General features: G+C 65.6%; 25 protein-coding genes. 16 read left to right on the top strand and 9 right to left on the bottom strand.

What is annotated here, in order from left to right; genetic code table 11:
- Nucleotides 1–6 precede the first annotated feature (6 nt).
- The 4 genes from WDC87_RS14095 to WDC87_RS14080 are packed head-to-tail and all read right to left on the bottom strand — an operon-like array spanning nt 7 to nt 2,912.
- Nucleotides 7–1,335 carry an XVIPCD domain-containing protein gene (locus WDC87_RS14095; protein ID WP_188240854.1) on the bottom strand — a complete coding sequence of 443 codons (1,329 nt, stop codon included), beginning with the start codon at nt 1,333–1,335 and terminating at the stop codon, nt 7–9.
- Complete coding sequence (locus WDC87_RS14090; protein ID WP_252744721.1) at nt 1,332–1,985, bottom strand: hypothetical protein; 654 nt, start codon at nt 1,983–1,985, stop codon at nt 1,332–1,334. The genes WDC87_RS14095 and WDC87_RS14090 overlap by 4 nt, the downstream gene beginning before the upstream one ends.
- Nucleotides 1,986–2,028: 43 nt before the next feature.
- Nucleotides 2,029–2,700 carry a hypothetical protein gene (locus WDC87_RS14085; protein WP_095377165.1) on the bottom strand — a complete coding sequence of 224 codons (672 nt, stop codon included), beginning with the start codon at nt 2,698–2,700 and terminating at the stop codon, nt 2,029–2,031.
- Between the two features lie 17 nt (nt 2,701–2,717).
- A complete protein-coding gene (locus tag WDC87_RS14080; RefSeq protein WP_134955477.1) occupies nt 2,718–2,912 on the bottom strand; it encodes a hypothetical protein in 195 nt (64 codons plus the stop codon).
- A 34-nt stretch (nt 2,913–2,946) separates the two neighbouring features.
- Between WDC87_RS14080 and WDC87_RS14075 the strand changes: the two genes are divergently transcribed.
- Nucleotides 2,947–3,453 carry an N-acetyltransferase gene (locus WDC87_RS14075; RefSeq protein WP_252744722.1) on the top strand — a complete coding sequence of 169 codons (507 nt, stop codon included), beginning with the start codon at nt 2,947–2,949 and terminating at the stop codon, nt 3,451–3,453.
- A 34-nt stretch (nt 3,454–3,487) separates the two neighbouring features.
- Here the strand turns inward: WDC87_RS14075 and WDC87_RS14070 are convergent, their stop codons facing one another.
- The gene (locus WDC87_RS14070) at nt 3,488–3,925 is read right to left on the bottom strand and encodes an acetyltransferase (RefSeq protein ID WP_252744723.1); all 438 of its coding nucleotides are present in this window, start codon (nt 3,923–3,925) and stop codon (nt 3,488–3,490) included.
- A 184-nt stretch (nt 3,926–4,109) separates the two neighbouring features.
- On the opposite strand from WDC87_RS14070, the gene tadA reads away from it, so the two are divergent.
- From tadA to WDC87_RS14050, 4 genes are all read left to right on the top strand, one after another.
- Nucleotides 4,110–4,634, top strand: a complete 525-nt coding sequence (gene tadA / locus WDC87_RS14065; RefSeq protein WP_252744724.1) for a tRNA adenosine(34) deaminase TadA — start codon at nt 4,110–4,112, stop codon at nt 4,632–4,634.
- A gap of 75 nt (nt 4,635–4,709) precedes the next feature.
- Entirely contained in the window at nt 4,710–5,282 is a 573-nt protein-coding gene (orn, locus tag WDC87_RS14060) for an oligoribonuclease (RefSeq protein WP_053499815.1), read from the top strand.
- Between the two features lie 170 nt (nt 5,283–5,452).
- Nucleotides 5,453–6,325 carry an EcsC family protein gene (locus WDC87_RS14055; RefSeq protein ID WP_252744725.1) on the top strand — a complete coding sequence of 291 codons (873 nt, stop codon included), beginning with the start codon at nt 5,453–5,455 and terminating at the stop codon, nt 6,323–6,325.
- Nucleotides 6,326–6,482: 157 nt separating this feature from the next.
- Entirely contained in the window at nt 6,483–7,598 is a 1,116-nt protein-coding gene (locus WDC87_RS14050) for an alkene reductase (RefSeq protein ID WP_252744726.1), read from the top strand.
- Between the two features lie 130 nt (nt 7,599–7,728).
- Here WDC87_RS14050 and WDC87_RS14045 read toward each other — a convergent pair whose 3' ends face one another.
- The 3 genes from WDC87_RS14045 to ppsA form a co-directional block, all read right to left on the bottom strand.
- Nucleotides 7,729–8,622: a mechanosensitive ion channel domain-containing protein gene (locus WDC87_RS14045; protein ID WP_252744727.1), complete on the bottom strand. Its 894-nt coding sequence runs from the start codon at nt 8,620–8,622 to the stop codon at nt 7,729–7,731.
- Nucleotides 8,623–8,733: 111 nt separating this feature from the next.
- The gene (locus tag WDC87_RS14040) at nt 8,734–9,507 is read right to left on the bottom strand and encodes a hypothetical protein (protein ID WP_252744728.1); all 774 of its coding nucleotides are present in this window, start codon (nt 9,505–9,507) and stop codon (nt 8,734–8,736) included.
- A gap of 159 nt (nt 9,508–9,666) precedes the next feature.
- A complete protein-coding gene (gene ppsA / locus WDC87_RS14035; protein WP_252744729.1) occupies nt 9,667–12,045 on the bottom strand; it encodes a phosphoenolpyruvate synthase in 2,379 nt (792 codons plus the stop codon).
- A gap of 144 nt (nt 12,046–12,189) precedes the next feature.
- Here ppsA and WDC87_RS14030 point away from each other — a divergent pair, with 144 nt between their 5' ends.
- From WDC87_RS14030 to WDC87_RS13980, 11 genes are all read left to right on the top strand, one after another.
- Entirely contained in the window at nt 12,190–13,011 is an 822-nt protein-coding gene (locus tag WDC87_RS14030; RefSeq protein WP_005417170.1) for a pyruvate, water dikinase regulatory protein, read from the top strand.
- 177 nt (nt 13,012–13,188) lie between these two features.
- On the top strand, nt 13,189–13,698 hold the full coding sequence (locus tag WDC87_RS14025) for a DUF1249 domain-containing protein (RefSeq protein WP_252744730.1): 510 nt from the start codon (nt 13,189–13,191) through the stop codon (nt 13,696–13,698).
- 42 nt (nt 13,699–13,740) lie between these two features.
- Nucleotides 13,741–14,229 (top strand): 8-oxo-dGTP diphosphatase, encoded by a 489-nt coding sequence (locus tag WDC87_RS14020; RefSeq protein ID WP_005417168.1) that lies wholly within the window; start codon nt 13,741–13,743, stop codon nt 14,227–14,229.
- A gap of 143 nt (nt 14,230–14,372) precedes the next feature.
- Nucleotides 14,373–14,990: a DUF2239 family protein gene (locus tag WDC87_RS14015; RefSeq protein ID WP_252744731.1), complete on the top strand. Its 618-nt coding sequence runs from the start codon at nt 14,373–14,375 to the stop codon at nt 14,988–14,990.
- Between the two features lie 117 nt (nt 14,991–15,107).
- Entirely contained in the window at nt 15,108–16,469 is a 1,362-nt protein-coding gene (locus tag WDC87_RS14010; protein WP_088496175.1) for an MATE family efflux transporter, read from the top strand.
- 450 nt (nt 16,470–16,919) lie between these two features.
- Entirely contained in the window at nt 16,920–17,534 is a 615-nt protein-coding gene (locus WDC87_RS14005; protein ID WP_252744732.1) for a phosphatidylcholine/phosphatidylserine synthase, read from the top strand.
- 22 nt (nt 17,535–17,556) lie between these two features.
- Complete coding sequence (gene phaE, locus WDC87_RS14000; protein ID WP_252744733.1) at nt 17,557–18,606, top strand: class III poly(R)-hydroxyalkanoic acid synthase subunit PhaE; 1,050 nt, start codon at nt 17,557–17,559, stop codon at nt 18,604–18,606.
- The gene (gene phaC / locus WDC87_RS13995; RefSeq protein ID WP_005417157.1) at nt 18,603–19,670 is read left to right on the top strand and encodes a class III poly(R)-hydroxyalkanoic acid synthase subunit PhaC; all 1,068 of its coding nucleotides are present in this window, start codon (nt 18,603–18,605) and stop codon (nt 19,668–19,670) included. Before phaE ends, phaC begins: the two co-directional genes overlap by 4 nt.
- 33 nt (nt 19,671–19,703) lie before the next feature.
- Nucleotides 19,704–20,072, top strand: a complete 369-nt coding sequence (locus WDC87_RS13990) for a YfeK family protein (RefSeq protein WP_032954276.1) — start codon at nt 19,704–19,706, stop codon at nt 20,070–20,072.
- A 67-nt stretch (nt 20,073–20,139) separates the two neighbouring features.
- Nucleotides 20,140–20,343: a PspC domain-containing protein gene (locus WDC87_RS13985; RefSeq protein ID WP_005417153.1), complete on the top strand. Its 204-nt coding sequence runs from the start codon at nt 20,140–20,142 to the stop codon at nt 20,341–20,343.
- 44 nt (nt 20,344–20,387) lie between these two features.
- Nucleotides 20,388–20,792, top strand: coding sequence for a hypothetical protein (locus WDC87_RS13980; protein ID WP_088123871.1), 405 nt, complete (start codon nt 20,388–20,390; stop codon nt 20,790–20,792).
- Between the two features lie 144 nt (nt 20,793–20,936).
- Here WDC87_RS13980 and WDC87_RS13975 read toward each other — a convergent pair.
- Nucleotides 20,937–21,032 (bottom strand): IS3 family transposase (locus WDC87_RS13975; protein ID WP_156476642.1); only part of this gene is annotated, 96 nt, incomplete at its 5' end.

The raw sequence follows: 21,032 nt of genomic DNA, 5'->3' as shown, positions 1-21,032 counted from the left end.
GCTGCATCAGGCCTGCAGGCTGCGGGTCTGGTTCCGCTGCTGTTCCAGCTGCTGGTCGCGCTCCAGCGTAACGCGCTGGTCGGCGGCCTGCTGGTCGATGCGCTGGCTGCTCTGTTCCAGCGGGGTGTTCATCGCCACTGCCGTATCCACCGACACACGAAGGTGGGCGGGGTCGCCGCCCTGGCCCTGCACGGCGAAGCTGCGCGAGGCATCGGCATTCATGACCACTTCGTCGATGCGCTTGCCGCCTGCTGCGTGCATTTCGGCGGCCAGGCTGCCTGCCAGTTGCGTGCTCATCACGTCTGGTACCCGGCCGACGCGGACATCCTGCGCGTGCACGCCACGGATCGCGTCGTTGAACAGTGGGTTGCCCACATGGTTGGCATCGTCCATTCGCAGCATGCTGGTGTGATGGCCGTTCTTCTCCGCTTCGCGGCGTGCCGGCTCACCGGGCTGCAGCGGGCCGCGGATGTGGTCGTACAGGTCGACGGCGCCGCCCGGGATGCCGCGTGCCGCGCGGGTGACACCACGGCGCAGTGATTCAACGTCGTCGCGGTACTCCTCGATCATCCTGGCGTTGTCTTTTGCCAGCTTCTGCGTTTCCGGGTGCTGGAGCACCGAGCCGTCACCGAGGAAGTTGCCCAGCTTGTGCGCGCCGAACGAGCTGCCTGCGGCGATGATCGGCCGGTCGGGGATAAGGGCGCGCAACGAGTGATTGCTGAAACCGTTCGCGGCGAGCGTGCTGATTTCATTCGGCCTGGCGTAGATGCGCACCTGGCCGAAGTGCGGCGACGCTGCGCTGACCGGATCGGAGGCCATGACATGGTTGATCATGGTGTTGCCGCCTTCCGGGATGCGGTAGCTGAGGCTGACCGCGCCATAGGCGTTGAAGGTTTCGCCCTTGACGTTGAAATGGTGCGAGGTGATCTGCGCCAGCGCGCCGCCGAGGGAATGGCCGGTGACGGTGACTTGAGGAGTTGGTCCGCCGCTCAAGCGGGACTGCGCCGCTGCGGCTTCGAGCGTTCTCTGCGTCAATGCGATCGCGTCAGGTGCCTGCACATTGGTGCGGGCGACGACCATGCCTCCATCCGTCAGGATGCCATCGCGTCCGATCTGCTCGGTGCCCCGATGTGCAATGACGATTTCCTTGCTGTCTACGCGTTGATAGACCGTACCTTGATAACCATTGAGCCGATTGTCGACATGCTCAAGGATCTTGTACTCATGGCCGTTCAGTATGACCTTCTCTTCTTGACCAGGGGCGCGTCGACCGACAGCGCGATCCTTATATGCGTCATCGGATAAGGCGGCGTAGTCTTGTGACGTGATGGTCACGGGGCCACCTCACTTGCAGAAAGACTGATCGTGAACAAATTGTCCCGCAGATCGACGGCATAACCGCTGCGATCGGACTCGCCACTTGCCGGGAAATTGGGAACACGGTCTGTCCGCGGATAGACGAGATCAGGATAGAAAAGCGTGTGCGTTTTCCCTTCGATCAGCGGTTCCGCGTCAGCGAAGGTCAGGAAGCGGGTCTCCTCTTCAGCACCCGTTGCCTTCAGCATCGCGCCTGCACCGGTGAATTCCCATTTGCAGACACCACGACCGTAGTAGTCCTCATCCAGCATGCGGTCCACATACAGCGTGCCCCGGTACTCACCATCGCTGACCTTGCGCAGTTCCACCGGTTCCTGGCTGGTAATCCGTGCAGCCGTGCCGGTGGCCGGCTCGATGTGGCCGCACTGGTCTTCGTTGGTGACGTCGTACTGGGCCACGCCTTCAACCACAGCGAAATCACCCGGGGCGTCCTTCAGGCGCAGCACCAGTTCATAGGCCTTGCGCGGGCTGGGGTTGAGCTTGGCGAGGCCGCGCCCACCCTGGGCGACATCGGCTTCAGCAGCGGCACGTTCCTGGTTCATGGCGGTCTCCGGATGGCAGGCGGTCAACAGAAGCACAGCAAGGCACGGAATCATCTTGTGGCGCAATGTCGGCCTCCTGGTGTGTAAGGGTGAATGTGGCACTGGCGGCTCATGGCACGAGCTTTTGTACAGTGGTGGTAGATGAGAACAGCGCATTGCGTAGATCCTCCCTGTAGGCTGACGGATCTTCTTTACCGCTGGCAGGGAAGTTGGCAGCAAGCTCGGCGCGGGGATAGGCAGTCTTCGGGTAGTAGAGAGTCAGCGGCGATCCTGCGTCCATGCGCTCTTTATTGACGTAGGTCAGGAATCGCGTATCGGCTTCGCCGTTCGTCGCACGCAACATCGCGCCAACACCGGTCAGCGTCCAGTGGCACGTACCGCGATCGTAATAGTCCTGATCCTGCATGCGGTCGAGGTAGAACGTACCGCGGTATTCGTTCTCGCCAACCCTGCGCAGTTCCACCGGTTCCTGGCTGGTAATGCGGCTTGCCGTACCGGTGGACCATATGATCCGCCCGCAGTCTTCGTAGTTACTGACGTCGTACTGGGCCACGCCCTCCACGATCGCGAACGGGCCCGGCGCGTCCTTCAGTGTCAGCACCAGTTCGTAGGCCTGCTTCGGCGCCGGGTTGAGTTTGGCCAGGCCGCGTCCACCCGCGGCGACGTCACGCTCGGCGTCGGCGTAGGGCGAACATGCCGCCAGCGGGACGAGGGCGAGCAATGCCAGGAGCGGCCGCCCCCTGGGTTCGGGGCGAGCTACACGCATGGCGCGAGCCTGCATCGTGCGTCCATGTCCATCTATCCTTCCTGGGTGGCAGGTTTCTCGATTATGGAACGTGCCGGGAGCGCTGTGCCACCCTTGGAGACGGATTTTTGACGCCCCGGCGAGGCATTGCCCGGGCGGATCGCTTGCCGCACAAGGCTCGCGATCATCACGTTGGCATTGCTGCCGGAGGCAGGTCTGCGGCTGAATCCGTGACTGAAATCAATCATTCACATATCCATCACTTCATTGAAGGCGCTCTCCTTGAACTGCACGATCCGCCCTGAAAACCGCGAAGACCGTGCTGTCATCCACGCACTCACCGAGGCAGCCTTCCGCGAAGCCCCACACAGCAGCCACACCGAGCAGTTCATTGTGGATGCACTGCGTTCGCGTGGAGAGCTGAGTCTCTCGCTGGTCGCCGAGAAGGACGGGCAGGTCGTCGGGCATGTTGCCTTGTCGCCGGTGACGATCAGCGATGGCAGTACGGGCTGGTTTGGCCTGGGACCAATCTCGGTGCTGCCCGGATGGCAGGGGCAGGGTGTCGGCGCGGCGCTGATGCATGCGGCGCTCGATGCACTGCGTGAGCAGGGGGCGCAGGGCTGCGTATTGCTGGGAGAACCCGCGTACTACGGTCGATTCGGATTCCGCGCCGAGCCCGGCCTGGTGCTGCCGGGTGTGCCGCCAGAGTACTTCCAGGCGCTGCACCTGAGGCCGTCGATGGCGCAGGGAGAGGTGCAGTACTCACCGGCATTCGAAGCCACGGCCTGATGATCGGGGGCGGGCCTCGAATATCCGTCCAATGTCAGCCGTCGTGCCGGAGATGGATCAGAGGATACGGACGGCCCTGCGAATCGAGCGGTGAGCGGCCGGTTTCAACGAAGCCCATGCGCAGGTAGAAGCCAACAGCCTGTGCGTTCTGCTCATTGACGTCGGTACTCAGCTGCGGATGCCGGGCCAGCGCGTGCTGCAGCAGTTGCCGGCCGATACCAGTGCCGCGCACGTCCGGATCGATGAACAGCGCTTCCATGTGCGTGCCGTCGATCAGCATGAAGCCAAGGGGGCGGTCCTGAGCGTCGACGGCCACTGTCATCGGTGCCTGCGGCAGGAAACCGGCGACTTCGGCATCGATGGCCTGCCGGTCTTCGGCGCTGAGGAAGTCGTGGGTGGCGTCGACGGCACGGCGCCAGAGGTCGACGAGGGCGGCGCCGTCATCGGCGCGCGAGGGACGGAGGGTGGTCATGGGTTCACCAAGGTGCTTGCGGAAGGGCTCAGTATGAGGCCTGCAGCCTGGCTTCAGCGCGCTCGCTGCTTGGACCGCCGGTCGCGCGCAATGGCACCGCCGATACCCGCGCCGCCTGTACGGCTGCAGGCGTACAATGCGGCCCCGGCGGCCATCCTGGCCCTGCAGACACGCGAGAACCGCCATGACCGATGCCTTGGGTGTACCGGTGCACGACGCCGATGAACACTGGATGCGCCATGCACTGGCGCTGGCCGAGCGTGCGCAGCGCGAGTTCGACGAGATTCCGGTCGGCGCGGTACTGGTGGGCGCCGATGGCCAGCTGCTGGGCGAGGGCTGGAACCTCAACGTCGCCTCGCACGATCCCAGTGCGCATGCCGAGATCGTGGCCATGCGCGCCGGCGGCACGCGGCTGGCCAATCATCGGCTGCTCGGCAGCACCCTGTACGTGACCCTCGAACCCTGCGCGATGTGCGCGATGGCCATCGTGCATGCACGCGTCGCCCGCTTGGTCTACGGCACCAGCGACCCCAAGACCGGCGCCTGCGGCAGCGTGTTCGACCTGCTGGGTGATGCCCGGCACAATCACCGGGTGGAAATCCACGGTGGGGTGCTGGCCAAGGAGGCCAGCATGCGCCTGACCAATTATTTCCGCGCCAAGCGCGGCAAGCCGCCGTTGCTGCTGGAAGACCATGCGGGCGAGGGCTGAGGGGCGAACGGGTATGATGGGCGCCTCTTTCCTTCACCGGTAGGCCGCGCGCCTGCCCAGCAACGAGGCGACACAATGGCGGACACCGGCGCGGCCAACGAGCGACTGATCTGGATCGACCTGGAGATGACCGGGTTGGATACCGACAACGATTCGATCATCGAGATCGCTACGGTGGTCACCGATGCCCAGCTCAATGTGCTGGCTGAAGGCCCCGAGTTTGCCATCCACCATCCGCTGGAAACGCTGGAAGCGATGGATGAGTGGAACCGCAACCAGCACCGTCGTTCGGGCCTGTGGCAGCGCGTGGTGGACAGCACCACCACCCTGGGCCAGGCCGAAGCGCAGACGGTGAACTTCCTGGCGCAGTGGATCCCGGCTGGCCTTTCGCCGATGTGCGGCAACTCGATCTGCCAGGATCGCCGCTTCCTGCACCGCCAGATGCCGAGGCTGGAGAAGTACTTCCACTACCGCAACCTGGACGTGTCCACGGTGAAGGAACTGGCCAAGCGCTGGGCGCCGAGCGTGGCCGCCGGCGTCGGCAAGAACAGCAACCATACCGCGCTGAGCGATGTACACGATTCAATCGCCGAGCTGCGCCACTACCGCCAGTTCATGGGCGCGCTGTCGGGCCTGCCGGCTGCCTGAACGGCGCCGTCGGGCATGGCCCGGCGCTACCGGGTGACACACCAACGGGTAGTGCCGGCCGCTGGCCGACAAGGCGCCGGGGGCGGATCCCTTTGCTGCGGAAAGGGCTCTGACCCCTCTGTCGTACCCCGCGACGAACCGTTCAACTTCCGGGCGCTAAGATCGGCGCCATGAACGAGCCCATCCTGCTCCCCCGCGACATCGCCCATGACGCACGCGACTGGTCCGACCTGCAGCGCGCGGTGGCCCTGCTGGAAGCGCCGACCCTGACCGCGCGGATGGCCAACCTGGTCGGTACGCCGCTGGAGTTCGCGGTGAAGGCGCTGCCCAGCTCGGTCTCCAACCGCATCCACGGTGCGGCGCAGGCGGCACTGTCCAAGTCGGCGCAGGCAGCCCTGTGGAGCATGGACAACTCGCCCGGCAAGGGAGCGTCAACCCGCTGGCACAAACTGGCGGCAGCCACCTCCGGTGCGGTCGGCGGCGCCTTCGGCTTTGCCGCCTTGCTCATCGAGCTGCCGGTGTCGACCACCATCATGATGCGCGCGGTGGCGGACGTGGCCCGCAGCGAGGGGTTTGACCTGTCCGAGTTCAGTACGCGCCAGGCCTGCCTGGAGGTGTTCGCGCTGGGCGGCAACTCGCCCCGCGATGACGCCAGCGAGACCGGCTATTACCTGGCCCGTGGCTTCAGCACTGACGTCATGCGGCACCTGTCGGCCGAGCTGGCCGGGCGCGTGGTGACCGGTCGCGACCTCACCCTGGGCGTCGCCCCGAAGGAAGCCGGCAAGCTGCTGGCGAAGGTCGTTGAGAAGGTAGCCGCGCGCTTCGGCGTGGTGGTCACCGAGAAGTTCGCCGCGCAGGCGGTGCCGATCGTCGGTGCCGCGGCCGGTGCAACACTGAATACCATGTTCACCGACTACTACCAGGACATGGCACGCGGCCACTTCATCGTGCGCCGGCTGGAGTTGAAGTATGGGGAAGATGTGGTGCGCACCTGCTATGACCGCGTGGCACATGGTGGCGTGCTGATCGAGCCCACGCTTTGACCTGCGTCGGGGTCAGGTCCTTTGCCGTGCAAACGGACCTGACCCCTGGCGAGCCCATCCTTGCCCCAGAGGAACAACTGTTTTGCCAGTGCGTGCCTGTTGCGTGGCCGCCGGCATCCCCATCCTTGCGGGCAGTCCCCTGCTAGAGGTTGCCGCCATGCTGTTCACTCCCCACCGCCTGGGCGCGATGACGTTGCCCAACCGCATCGTGATGCCACCGATGACCCGCTCACGTGCGGCGGCCGGCAACGTACCGACCGCCGAGATGGCCACGTACTACGCGCAGCGTGCCGGCGCCGGCCTGATCGTCAGCGAAGGTACCCAGATCAGCCCGCAGGGCCAGGGTTATGCCTGGACCCCGGGCATCCACAGCCCGGAACAGGTGCAGGGGTGGCGCCGGGTGACCGATGCCGTGCACGCCGCTGGCGGTCGCATCTACGCCCAGCTGTGGCACGTGGGCCGGGTCTCGCACGTGGCCCTGCAGCCCGGTGGCGCCGCACCGGTGTCGTCGTCGGCGTTGCTGGCCGAAGGCGTGAAGGTGTTTGTCGACCCGACGGGTGCAGGCCCGGAAGCGGGTGTGGGCGAAATGATCCAGCATTCGATGCCGCGCGCGCTGCGCGAAGACGAGATTCCGGGCATCGTCGCCGACTACGCCCAGGCGGCACGCAACGCGCTGGACGCAGGCTTCGATGGCGTGGAGCTGCACGGTGCCAATGGCTACCTGATCAACCAGTTCATCGACTCGCAGGCCAACCAGCGCACCGACGGCTATGGCGGCGCGTTGCAGAACCGCCTGCGGTTCCTGCGCGAGGTGGTGCAGGCGGTGGTTGCGGTGGCCGGTGGTGACCGCGTCGGCGTGCGCCTGGCGCCACTGACCACGTTGCAGGGCGCGGTGGACGAGACGCCGCAGGCGACCTATCTGGCTGCAGCCCACCTGTTGGGCGAACTGGGGGTGGGCTACCTGCACATTGCCGAGGCCGACTGGGACGATGCACCGTTGATGCCGGTGGCGTTCAAGCAGGCGCTGCGCATGGTTTACCCCGGTACGCTGATCTACGCCGGCAAGTACACCGCCGAACGTGCCGAGCAGGCACTGGCTGAAGGCTGGGCCGACCTGATCGGCTTCGGTCGCCCGTTCATCGCCAACCCGGATCTGCCGGAGCGGTTGCGCCTCGGGGTGGAGCTGGCCCCGCCGGATCGCGCCACGTTCTTCGGTGGCGGCGCGGCCGGTTTTACCGATTACCCGACGCTGGAAGAGCGCGTCGCGGCCTGATGCTGGGCGCTGCCGGCCAGCGGCCGGCACTACCAGTGGGCGAGGGGGTAGCGCCGGCCGCGGGCCGGCATTTCAATGTCGTATCGCCGATGGGTGGGTGCCGACCGTTGGTCGGCACTACCGGCATGGATCACGGCTTGTCGCGCACCAGCGCATCGGCCTCGACCACACCGCCATCCTTGCCGTGCAGGTACAGATGCATGTCCTGCTGCGGATACGGAATGTTGATGCCGGCCTTGTCATAGCCCAGCTTCAGCTGTTCCAGCAGCGTGACCTTGGTGCCGAACCAGTCGGCCGACTTCACGTAGCAGCGGATGCCGAGGTTGATCGCATGTGCTCCCAGCTCATAGACGACGACATCCGGGACGGGCGCCTGCAGCACGCGCGGATCGGCCTTCATCAGTGCCAGTGCGGTATCACGCGCCAGCTGGATGTTGTCTTCGTAGCCGATGCCGATCACCAGTTCGACGCGGCGCGTCGGTTCGGCAGTGAGGTTGATGATCGGCGCGGCGGTGATCAGCGTGTTCGGAATGGTGGTGTGCTGGTTGTCGGCACCGGTAAGCACGGTCTGGAAGATGCGCACTTCGCGCACCGTGCCGGTCTGCCCGGCCACGGTGACCACATCGCCCACGCGGAACGGTCGCAGCGTCACCAGCATCACGCCGGAGGCGATGTTGGACAGCGAATCCTTCAATGCCAGGCCGACGGCGAGGCCGGCGGTGCCGAGCACGGCCAGCAGCGGTGTGATCTTCACCCCCAGCGTGTCGATGGCCAACAGCGCTACGATCACCAGAGAGGTGGCATACACCACGTTGCGCAGGAAGCTGCCCAGCATGGGATCCACGCCCATGCGCGCTGTCGCGCGCGGCATTGCATTGGACAGGCGTCGTGCCACCCACAGGCCCACCAGCAGCACCACGATGGCGGCCAGTAACGGCACACCGTAGGTTTCCAGCAGGCGCTCCCAGTTGAGCGAGTGGAACCAGGGCGTTGCGGCGGGGGCGGGTGGGGCTGTAGCAATCATGCGGGCTCCTTGTCGAACGGGCGCGGCGCTCAAGAGCGCCAAAAACTGAAAACCCCGCAGAGGCGGGGTTGCATGCGGGCAAATTATCGGCACGGCGGGATGAACGTGATGTCAGCCACCTTCGATCAATGCGCCCGTACCCTTGAGCAGCGAGCGTAGTCCCTGCACCAGATGCGGCTCTACCGTGCTGAGCCAGAGGCGGCCGGGCACCAGCTCGTCCAATGTGCAGCCAGGGGTACCTTGCAGTAGCCCAGCCAATGTCTTGTCGGGCGCGACGGGTGCACCCAGCTGTGCCGGATTGAGCAGACTAAGCGGGAAAATGTTGCGCGCCTTGCGCAGGCGCACCCCCGGCGGGGCGTCATGCCAGATCTGATTGCGGTCTTCTTCGTCCTTGGATTGGGTTCCATCGCAGTAGCCACTGATGTAGGCCTGCGGGCTGCGCTCGAAGGGCGGGTGGGTGACGTAGCCAAAGTCCCAGTCATACAGAGCGATCAGCCCCACCAGGAGCTCGCGGAAGGACTGCGTTTCCAGAGAAAAGCGAGCGTCCTTGGAGAACAGAACGAATTCCGTTCCAAGCTCACAACTGGAGGAGAAGTCCACTGATGCGGTCAGATCATAGGCGGGCGCGTCACTTCCTTTGGGTACAGCGACAACACTGAGGAGCGTCAGCTCGTTGAAGCCACTGGCCAGAAGTCTTCGATGTGCTGCATTGCCCAGTTTTGCCAAGTTGCTGCTGTGGCCCTTTCCGTCAGACGCAAAGTAGGTGGCCTGTACTCTACGCTCTTCGAGCATGGATATAGCAAACTCGTGAAATTCCTGGAATTCCCGCGCTCCTGCCAACGGACCGGAGTAGTTGAACAGTCCAAGTGCGAATGGGATGGTCATGGGGCGAACCTTGCAGGGAAGTGATTCCAGTCCTCCCAGTGTGCGTCGGCCATTTCAGGGCGCCTACTGGAATAGTTGCAAATGACATATCGGCCCAGTTGGTCCCAAAAGCAGAAACCCCGCCGAGGCGGGGTTTCTTTAATCAGCCTTACAGCCGGATCAGCCGTTGGCCTTCAGCTTGGCCAGGCGCAGCCAGGTATCAACCACGGTGTCCGGGTTCAGCGACACCGACTCGATGCCTTCCTGCATCAGCCATTCGGCCAGATCCGGGTGATCGGACGGGCCCTGGCCGCAGATGCCAACGTACTTGCCCTTGGCACGTGCTGCCTTGATCGCCATCGACAGCAGCTTCTTCACTGCCGGGTTACGTTCGTCGAACAGGTGCGCGACGATCGACGAGTCGCGGTCCAGGCCCAGGCTCAGCTGGGTCAGGTCGTTGGAGCCGATCGAGAAGCCGTCGAAGATCTCCAGGAACTCATCGGCGAGCAGTGCATTGGAGGGCACCTCGCACATCATGATGATCTTCAGGCCGTTCTCGCCCTGCTTCAGGCCGTTCTGGGCCAGCACCTCGACCACCTTGCGGCCCTCTTCAAGGGTACGCACGAACGGAATCATGACCCACAGGTTGTCCAGGCCCATCTCGTTGCGCACGCGCAGTACGGCCTTGCACTCCAGCGCGAAGGCGGCCGAGAAGCTCGGGTCGACATAACGGCTGGCGCCGCGGAAGCCGATCATCGGGTTCTCTTCGTGCGGCTCGTAGTTGCTGCCGCCGATCAGGTTGGCGTACTCGTTGGACTTGAAGTCCGACAGGCGCACGATCACCGGGTTCGGCGCGACCGAGGCGGTGAGGGTGGCGATGCCTTCGGCCAGGCGGTCCACGTAGAAGCTGACCGGATCACCGTAGCCGGCGATCTTCTCGTCGATCTTCTTCTTGGTCGCCGCGTCTTGGCGGTCGTACTCCAGCAGCGCGTTCGGGTGGATGCCGATGTGGCTGGCGATGATCATTTCCAGGCGGGCCAGGCCGATGCCGGCGTTCGGCAGCTGGCCGAAGTCGAAGGCACGTTCCGGGTTGGCCACGTTCATCATGATCTTCAGCGGCGCCGGCGGCATGTTGCCCAGATCGGTCGTGGTGCGTTCGAAGCCGAGCTTGCCTTCGTAGATGAAGCCGGTATCGCCTTCAGCGCAGCTGACGGTGACCAGCTGGCCATCCTCGATGACCTGGGTGGCGTTGCCCGAACCGACCACGGCTGGCACGCCCAGCTCGCGCGCGATGATCGCGGCGTGGCAGGTGCGGCCACCGCGGTTGGTGACGATGGCCGAGGCGCGCTTCATCACCGGTTCCCAATCGGGATCGGTCATGTCGGCGATCAGCACGTCGCCCGGCTGCACGCGGTTCATGTCGTCCAGCGTCTTCACCACGCGGGCCACGCCCGAACCGATCTTGGCGCCGACGGCACGGCCCTCGGCCAGCACCTTGCCGCCCTTCTCGGTCAGCGCGAAGCGCTCGATCTGGGTGGCGTGGCTGCGCGACTTCACCGTTTCCGGGCGCGCCTGCACGATGAACAGCTTGCCGCTGACACCGTCCTTGGCCCACTCGATGTCCATCGGGCGGCCGTAGTGCTTTTCGATGACCAGCGCCTGCTTGGCCAGTTCCTGCACGTCCTCGTCGCTAATCGAGAAGGTGGTGCGCAGTTCGGCCGGGGTGTCTTCAATACGGACGCGCTCACCGGGGACATCCGAATACACCATGCGGATCGCCTTGCTGCCGAGCGAGCGGCGCAGGATCGCCGGCTTGCCGGCCTGCAGGGTGGGCTTGTAGACGTAGTATTCGTCCGGATTGACCGCGCCCTGCACGACCATCTCGCCCAGGCCGAACGAGGAGGTGACGAACACCACGTCGCGGAAGCCGGACTCGGTGTCCAGGGTGAACAGCACGCCGGAGGAACCGACGCCCGAACGCACCATCAGCTGCACGCCGGCGGACAGGAACACGTCCTCATGCTTGAAGCCGTGGTGCACGCGGTAGGCGATGGCGCGGTCGTTGTACAGCGAGGCGAACACTTCCTTGACCTTGTGCACGACGTCGTCGGCACCGGTCACGTTGAGGAAGGTTTCCTGCTGGCCGGCGAAGGACGCATCCGGCAGATCCTCGGCAGTGGCCGACGAACGCACGGCCACGGCCACGTCGCCGCCGCCATTCTCGGCGCTCAGCTTGGCGTAGGCGGTGCGGATGTCCTGGTCCAGCTGCGGCTGCAGCGGGGCGTCGATTACCCATCCGCGGATTTCCTTGCCGGCGGCGGTCAGCGCGTTGACGTCCTCGACGTCCAGCGTGGCCAGCCTGTCGAAGATGCGCTTGGACAGGTCGTTGTGCGCGATGAAGTCCTTGAAGGCTTCAGCGGTGGTGGCATAACCGCCCGGCACCGAAACGCCCAGACCGGCCAGGTTGCCGATCATCTCGCCCAGGGACGAATTCTTGCCGCCTACGCGGGCCAGATCGGCCAGACGCAGTTCGTGCAACCACAGGATATTCTCGTTCAAGCGCGATGCTCCGTTTGGCCATCGCCCGAGGCGGGCTGAGTGGCCGCGTCCGTAGGAAGAAGCCGATATGATGCCGGGCAGAGCACCGTCGGCACAAGCTTGTGCTGGCGGCCTTTTTAAGCTTTGTAGGGGGTAAAAGCGCGCATGTCGACCATCCGTCCGGTGTTCTACGTTTCCGATGGAACCGGTATCACCGCTGAAACCATTGGGCATAGCCTGCTGACCCAGTTCTCCGGGTTCAGCTTCATTACCGATCGGATGTCGTTTGTCGACGACCCTGAAAAAGCGCGTGAAGCCTGCGCCCGGATCCAGGCGGCGGGGGAGCGGTACCAGGTCCGGCCGATCGTGGTGAACTCCTGCGTGGACCAGAGCCTGAGCCTGATCCTGGCCGACAGCGGGGCGCTGATGCTGGATGTGTTCGCGCCGTTCATCGAGCCGCTGGAGCGTGAACTGGCCAGCCCGCGTCTGGCCCGGGTCGGCCAGGCCCACGGCATGGTCGATTTCGACACGTACCACCGCCGCATCAACGCGATGAACTTCGCCCTGACCCATGACGACGGCATCGCGGTGAACTATGACGATGCCGACGTGATCCTGGTGGCGGTGTCGCGCGCCGGCAAGACGCCCACCTGCATCTACCTGGCTCTGCATTACGGAGTGCGCGCGGCCAACTACCCGCTGACCGACGAAGACCTGGAAAGCGACCGCCTGCCGCCGCGCCTGCGCAACTACCGGCGCAAGCTGTTCGGGTTGACCATCGATCCGGACCGCCTGCAGCAGATCCGCCAGGAGCGCCGTCCGAACTCGCGCTACGCGAACCTGGACACCTGCAAGCGCGAGGTGGCCGCGGCCGAGACCATGTTCCGCATGGAGCGGATCCCGACCCTGAGCACCACCCACACCTCGATCGAGGAGATTTCCAGCAAGGTGCTGGCCACATTGGGGCTGCAGCGCGAGCTGTATTGATCCTTTCCGGCGCGCCTGGCTGTGCCCGTAGAGCCGAGCCCACGCTCGGCTGGGCCAGCGGGTTCTGGCCGAAGCGCAGCCGAGCGTGGTCTCGGCCCTGCAGGGGGATCGTCGTCGTCGGGTTGGCTGTGGCTTGAGGCGCCCCCACGTTGAAGCACCAACGTGTAGGATCGACCCATGGCCCGAGCCTTGCCCCGTACCGAACGCATTCCCCGCCTGAGCCGGCTGAGCTGGCTGATGGGCCTGTACGCGGAGAACTACCGCCATCTGGTGCGCCTGTTCGAACCGGCGGGACTGGCGGCGGGCAGCTACATTTCCTCGATCGGCGACGGCCTGGATGTCCGCCTGGACGTGATCGAGTGCCACCGCTACACGGTGGAACTGCGGCTGACCTACGACCTGGCCGACCCGGTCACTGGCGAGCCGGATCCGTCGGCCTATGTTCGTCTGTACCGCGACGCGCGCCAGGCCGAGATCACCCATTGCTACGTCGGCCGCCGCTGGCAGGACACCATGGGCCTGTACCCGCCGCCGGCGGAGTTGATCAGTCATCGCATGCGGATGAACACCTTCCTCGGCAAGTGGCTGGAATACCTGGCCGAGCGCGGCCACGGCGTCGCAACGCTGCGCCGTGACCCCGATGGCGCCGATGCGCCTGTCGAGCGCCGCCTGTCGCTTGTGCGCTGATCGGCCATAATCCAGGGCTGACCTGCCGCTGGATGCCGCCCCATGCCGTACACCCCGATCGTCGCCACGCTGGGCTATGTACTGTCGCCCGATCGTCGCCAGGTGCTGATGATCCATCGCAATACGCGCCCCGGTGACCATCACCTCGGCAAGTACAACGGCCTGGGTGGCAAGATCGAAGCGGACGAGGACGTGGCGGCCAGCATGCGCCGCGAGATTGCCGAGGAAGCCGGCATCGACTGCACCGGCATGCGCCTGCGCGGCACTCTCAGCTGGCCCGGTTTCGGCAAGCACGGCGAAGACTGGCTGGGCTTCGTGTTCGTCATCGACAGCTTCGAAGGTACCCCGCACGGCGGCAACCACGAAGGTACGCTGGAGTGGGTAGATCTGGACAAGCTGGACACGCTGCCGATGTGGGAAGGCGACCGCAACTTCCTGCCGCTGGTGTTCGACGCCGACCCGCGCCCGTTCCACGGCGTGATGCCGTACAAGGACGGGCGCATGGTCAGTTGGTCCTACAGCCGGCTGTGACCCGGTGAATCGGGGAGGTGCCAACCATTCCGGGGAGTGCCAATCTGGGTTGGCACGCTCTTTTGGTCAATTAATGCCCGGGCAATATTGACGACCATAAATTACCCGGGCAATATTCGCGCATCACCTCTGATGCCATTGCCATGCCTGCGTCCCGACTCCCTCCCTTCAGTTGTTTCGACGGCCATCGCCTCGTTGCCTGCGGCAGCCCGGAAGTGGCGGCACTGGCGCTCAAGCGGCTGCGCGCCGACAACGCTGCCGGACCATTGCTGGTGTTCGACAACGCCACCGGCCGCACCCGCGATTTCGATACGCGCGGCAGTGACGAGGAACTGCTGACGCGGGTAACCGAAGCGTTTCCCCCCTCTGGCGAGGCGGATGCCGAGATCACTGCCGAAGACGCTGCGGCGACCCCGCGTGGCCGTGGCCGCCCCAAGCTGGGCGTGGTCGCCCGTGAAGTGACCTTGCTGCCGCGCCATTGGGCGTGGCTGGCAGAGCAGCCGGGCGGGGCCTCGGTGGCATTGCGAAAACTGGTGGAGGCGGCCAGCCGCGCCGGTGCGGACAAGGACCGCTGGCGTCGCGATGCCGAGCGCGCCTATCACTTCCTGCAGACCATCGCCGGTGACCTGCCGGGCTTCGAGGAGGCCATCCGCGTGCTGTTCGCGCACGACCGTACGGGCCTTGAAGCGGTGCTGCATTCCTGGCCCAGGGATGTGCGCGACCACGCCCTGCGTCTGGCGTTCGACAGCGCTGACGGCTGAACCATCGCGCCGTCGTTGAGCGGCGGCGCCACCTGATCGCGGGCTGCGGCCCGGTCCCCTGTGCTTGCTTTGCTGGTGGAAACGCCGGGCAGGGCAGCGCCTTGCCCAGAGAACCCCATGAACTCCCCTGTACATCCCACGCCCCTGGTCGCGCCGCCTCTGTGGCGCACCTACCTGGCCCTGCTGCTGCCGATGCTGCTGACCAATGCGCTGCAGCTGGCCGCAGGCACACTGGACAACATCTACCTCGGCCATCTGCTCGGTACCCAGGCGGTGGCCGTGGCCGCTGCGTTCTTCCCGGTCTTCTTCCTGCTGCTGGCCCTGGTGATGGGCCTGGCGACCGGCGCGATGGTGCTGATCGGGCACGCCTGGGGCGCGGGTCGGCCGCAGCAGGTGCGCGCGGTGGCTGGCAGTGCGGTGGCGCTGATCCTTGTGCTGTCGGTGCTGGTGATGGCTCTGGGGAGCGGTTTCGCACCACAGCTTCTGATGTCACTGGGTACACCGGCACCGATCCTCGGTGAGTCCATCGTCTACGCGCGCGTGCTGCTGCTGGCGGCGCCGGCGTTCTTCCTGCTGTGGCTGGCCACTGCCGTGAGCCGCGCAGTAGGCGATGCGAAGACGCCGCTGCATGCGCTGCTGCTGGCCACGGCGGTGGGCCTGCTGTGCACGCCGCTGCTGATTCTGGGCTGGGCCGGCCTGCCGCGGCTGGGATCGGCCAGCGCGGCGGTGTCGGCGGCGTTTGCCTCGCTGTTGGCCCTGGGCTGGCTGTTGTTGCGTTGGCATCGGGCAGGACATCCCTTGGCACCGGGCCCTGAGTTGTTGCATGCCATTCGTTTCGATGGCGCGATCATCCGATCGATGCTCCGCATCGGCATACCCTCCTCGCTGCAGATGCTCAGCCTGGCCGTCGCCGAAATCGTGTTGCTGGGCTGGATCAACCGTTACGGCTACACCGCTACGGCCGCCTACGGTGCGGTCAACCAGCTGATGAACTGGGTGCAGTTGCCGGCAATGTCGTTGGGGATCACCGCCACCATCCTCGCGGCGCATGCGATGGGCGCCGGGCGTACAGCACGGCTGCCGGCCATCGCCCGGACGGGTGTGCTGGTGGCGCTGGCGACGCTGAGCGTGGTGGTGGTGCTGGTTGTGGCGCTGGCGCGCGGGCTGACCGGGCTGATCCTGGCGGCAGCCGACGTGCGCGAGCTGGCTGCGTTGCAGCTGCGCACTGTGGTGTGGGGCGTGCTGGCGATGGGAATCAGCGCGGTGCTTGTCGGGGTGATGCGCGGCAGCGGCACGGTATGGTTGCCAGCGTTGCTGGGTATGGCAGCGGTGCTGCTGGTGGAACTGCCGCTGGCGATATGGATGCAGGCGCAGCACGGGCTGGCCGGCGTGTGGTGGGCGTGGCCGCTGGGGTTGCTGGCCATGCTGGTGATGCAGGTGTTGTGCTTCGCGCGTTGGCGGCGGGTGCAGGCTGGGTAGTGCCGGCCGCTGGCCGGCACTCCGGAATGGCAGGGGCAGCCGGCCAGCGGCCGGCTCTACCACTTCAGGGCCGCTGCGCCAGCAGCAGGTGGAAGCATCCGGCATCATCATCGTCCGTCACCAGGAATCGGACGTGGCGGCGGGCCCGCCGGTGACCATAGCGCCGACCTCGCGGCTTGGGAAGTAGGGAAACCCCGCGTCAGGGTGATGAGGAAATGTCCACCGTCGCAGTCGGTGAGATCTGGTTGTCCACAGGGCGTGTGGATTACGCGTGGGCAACTTTGTGGATAAGCCGCGACAGGCGCCACCCCCCTAGGCTGTCAAGATGGGTGGCGAAAAATTCACCGCCGGTGAGGGCGGGTGAGGGGGCGGTGAAGGTGGCCCCGTCAGCGCTGTCCCCAGCGGCGGCGCTCGCGGTAACCTGTGGGCCTTGATGCTCCGTGAGTCCCCATGAAACGTCACTTCTCGATGCTGCGCGAATTCCAGCTGGCCGACTGGTTCACCCTGGCCAATGCTTTCTGCGGCACCGGTGCGGTCTTCGCTGCGATGCGCTTCCTGCAGGATGGCGAGCGCGGCTACCTGCTGTTCGGCATGGCGCTGATCCCGTTGGCCTTCATCTTCGACGCCCTTGATGGGCGCATCGCGCGCTGGCGCAAGTCCAGCTCCACCCTCGGCCGCGAGCTGGACTCGCTGTCCGACGTGATCTCCTTCGGGGTGGCCCCAGCGGCGCTGGCCTATGCCTGCGGCATGCAGGGTGGCTGGGACTGGCTGGTGCTGAGCTACTTCGTCTGCTGCGGCGTCAGCCGCCTGGCACGCTACAACGTCACTGCCGAGGCAATGACCGGCGATGAGGGCAAGGTCACGTATTTCGAGGGCACCCCGATCCCGACCAGCCTGGTGCTGGTGATCGTACTGGCGATCGCCGCCGGCACCGATGCCATCGGCCAGAACATCTGGTTCGGCCGGTGGCAGATCGGACCGTGGCAGCTGCACCCGATGGTGCTGTTGTTCGCCCTGTCCGGGTCGCTGATGATCAGCAAGACCCTGCGTATCCCCAAGCCATGAGCCAGCCCTGCGGAGGCCTGCGATGACCAGCTCGGCCCACGATGCCGGCAGCAGCGATTTCGAGACGCTGGCCCGGCAGTACTTCGGCGCCTGGGGTGATGCTCTGCGCCATGCGGGCGCGCCCGCTGCACCTGCCGGTGACGACCCCGGCAGCTGGCAACGGTTGTTTGACTGGTGGGGCCAATTGCTGCCCGAACAGGCGCCCGGCGCGCCGGAAGATGCCATGCGCCGGTTCCGCGAACAGGCGGGCAGCTGGTACGGCACCATGCAGGAGGTCGCCGCTCGGTTTGCCGGCCGCGACGCCAGCAGTGCCGACGTGGCCCAGGCCTGGCGTGAGGCGGTGCAGGGGCAGGGCGACGGCATGCTGCAATGGATGCTGCAGGGTGCCCGCGGCAGCACCCACGCCGGTGCCGCAGTACCTGAATTCGCCGCATGGCTGCAGCAGTTCCAGTTGCAGGCGGGCCCGTGGCTGCAGAGCCCGGCATTCGGCCCCGGCCGCGAGCACCAGGCGCGCTGGCAGGCCCTGCTGCGTGCGCAGGAAGAATACCAGCAGCATTCGCGCGCCTATGTCGACCAGATCAAGCGGGCATTGGACGAGGCATTTGCGCTGTTCGAGCAGCGCCTGGCCGAGCACGAACAGCCGGGCAGCCAGCTGACCAGCGCCCGCGCGATGTTCGACCTGTGGATCGAAGTGGCCGAGGAGGCCTACGCCAAGGTCGCCATGTCCGAACCGTTCCAGCAGGTGTACGCCTCGCTGGGCAACGCGCAGATGCGTCTGCGCGCAGGCCTGCAGCGCGAGGTGGAACAGGTGAGTGAACGTATCGGCCTGCCGACCCGCAGCGAGATGGATGCCGCACACCGCCGCATCGCCGAGCTGGAGCGCAGCCTGCGCCGGCTGCAGGCACAAGTGGCGGTGCTGGCTGGAACCGCTGCGGTCGATCCGGTGGCGCAGCCGACGCCGGCGAAGGTGAAGCCAGCCGCCCGCAAGGCCGCGAAGAGGGCCGCGCCGGCAAAGAAGGTGGCTGCCAAAAAGTCCGAATCTCGCACCACCTCACGGGCACGTGACCGATGAAGGGACCGCTGGGCTTCAACGCCGATGACCTGATGCAGGAGACCCTGGCCATGCAGCGCAAGCTGATGGAGGGGCTGAAGCTGCTGCCGCAGGTGGAAGACGTTGACTATGGCGTGACCGCCCGCGAGGAAGTGTGGCGCGACGGCAAGGTGGTGCTCTACCGCTTCGTCGGCGAACAGGCGCCGACCCGGCGCACGCCGCTGCTGATCGTCTACGCGCTGGTCAACCGGCCGTACATGGTCGACTTGCAGGCCGACCGCTCGCTGGTGCAGAAGTTGTTGGCGCTTGGGCAGGATGTGTACGTGCTGGACTGGGGCTACCCGGATCGCTCGGAGCGCTTCCAGACGCTGGAGGACTATCTGCTGCGCTATATCGATGGTGCGGTGGATGCACTGCGCGTGCGCAGTGGCGGCCCGATCGACCTGCTCGGCATCTGCCAGGGCGGTGTGTTCGCGCTGTGCTATGCCGCGCTGCGCCGGGAGAAGCTGGGCAAGCTGATCACCATGGTCACCCCGGTCGATTTCCAGACGGCCGACAACATGCTCTCGCACTGGGCGCGGCAGGTGGACGTGGATCTGCTGGTGGATACGCTGGGCAACATCCCGGCTGACCTGATGAATGCCAGCTACCTGATGCTCAAGCCATTCCGCCTGAACGTGCAGAAGTACGTCGGTCTGCTCGATATCCTCGACGACAAGGCGGCGCTGGAGGATTTCCTGCGCATGGAAAAATGGATCTTCGATTCGCCGGACCTGGCGGGCGAGGCGTTCCGTGACTTCATCAAGCAGTTCTACCAGGGCAACGGCCTGGTGAACGGTACGGTGCGGATCGGCGAGGAAGCCGTGGATCTGTCGCAGGTGACCTTGCCGGTGCTGAACATCTATGCCGAGCAGGACCATCTGGTACCGCCGGACGCCTCGCGCGCGATGCGTGGGCGCCTGGGCACGGACGACTACACCGAGTCCAGTTTCCGCGGTGGCCACATTGGTATCTATGTGTCCGGCCGCGCCCAGCGCGAAGTGCCGGCCACGATCGATGGCTGGTTGAAGGCGCGTGACCTGTAGAGTCGAGCCATGCTCGATTGACCTGGGGGGATGATGACGTACCGGATTTCGTTGATTCTTGCGGCACTGCTGGCAGCACAATTTGCCCACGCCGCACCCAGTGCCGATGCACGCCGGGAGATCGCCCAGCTGATTTCCAGCCTGGACGGCTCGCAGTGCCGTTTCCAGCGCAATGGCAGCTGGTACGACGGCGGCGATGCGCGCGCTCATCTGCAGCGCAAGTACGACTACCTGCTGAAGAAGGACATGGTGGACAGCGCCGAGCAGTTCATCGAGCGCGCCGCCAGCCAGAGCAGCATGAGCGGGAAGCCTTACCGCATCCAGTGCCCGGGGCAGCCTGAACAGACCGCGGCCGCCTGGTTCGGTGCGCGCCTGCAGGCGCTGCGTCTCCGCACGCCGTAGACACGGAGGCGGTGTAGAGTCGCGGCGTGCTCGACTGATTCTGCCCGCAAGCCGAGGAGACACCGCCGTGAACACCACGCCCAAGACGCTGTCGCGTTCATTGAACGACCGCATGATTGCCGGCGTGATGGGCGGCATTGCCCATCGCTTCGGCTGGAACCCCACCCTGGTGCGGATCGTGTTCGTGCTCGTATCGATCGGCTCGGCCGCCTTCCCCGGCATTCTGATCTACCTGATCCTGTGGCTGCTGATTCCGAACGAGGCGGATTGAACACCGCCGCTCGATCCTGGCCGCTCTGGCTGCGCGCGCTGCAGATGCTGGGCGCCGCATGGACGCTGCCCAACACACTGATCGGCCTGATCGGCGGCCTGGCCGGCATGCTTGGCGGCGCGACGCTGCGATGGAGCGGGCGGGACTGCGCCGTGGTGTTCGATCACTGGCCGTGGGGGCCGGGCGGTGCGATCACCCTGGGCAACGTGATCCTGCATACCGGCCATGACCTCGGCATCTGTTGCCGGACCTATGCGCATCAGGCGGGGTGGGGCGTGGAGCCGCTGATCCGGCTGGACGACCACGAGCGCGCGCACGTTTACCAGTACATGGTGCTGGGGCCGTTGTACCTGCCGGTGTACCTGCTGTGTGGTGGGGTGAGTGCACGCAATCCGTTCGAACGCGCGGCCGATCATTTCGCCCGGTTCGGGCGTGGTTGGTGGCCGTAGTTTCCAGCCAACGGCGCGGCCCCTCGGGGGTAGTGATGCCTGGTTGTCAAATGCAAAACCCTCGCGCTGGTCGGTCGGGTTGGGTTCGCGGGGGACGCCGTGAACCCGTCCATTGAAGTGACCCCCGAGACTTGGACGGTGGGGTCAGGCGGCTGCTTGGGCCTGTTCCCGGTACTTTACCGGGCTTAGCCCCTTCAATTTCAATCTGATTCGCTCTTGGTTGTAGTACTTGATGTACTC

Source organism: Stenotrophomonas maltophilia group sp. Smal12 (assembly GCF_037079935.1).
In the GTDB taxonomy this organism is placed as follows: Bacteria; Pseudomonadota; Gammaproteobacteria; order Xanthomonadales; family Xanthomonadaceae; genus Stenotrophomonas; species Stenotrophomonas sepilia.
This window is presented reverse-complemented; position numbering and strand designations above follow the sequence as displayed.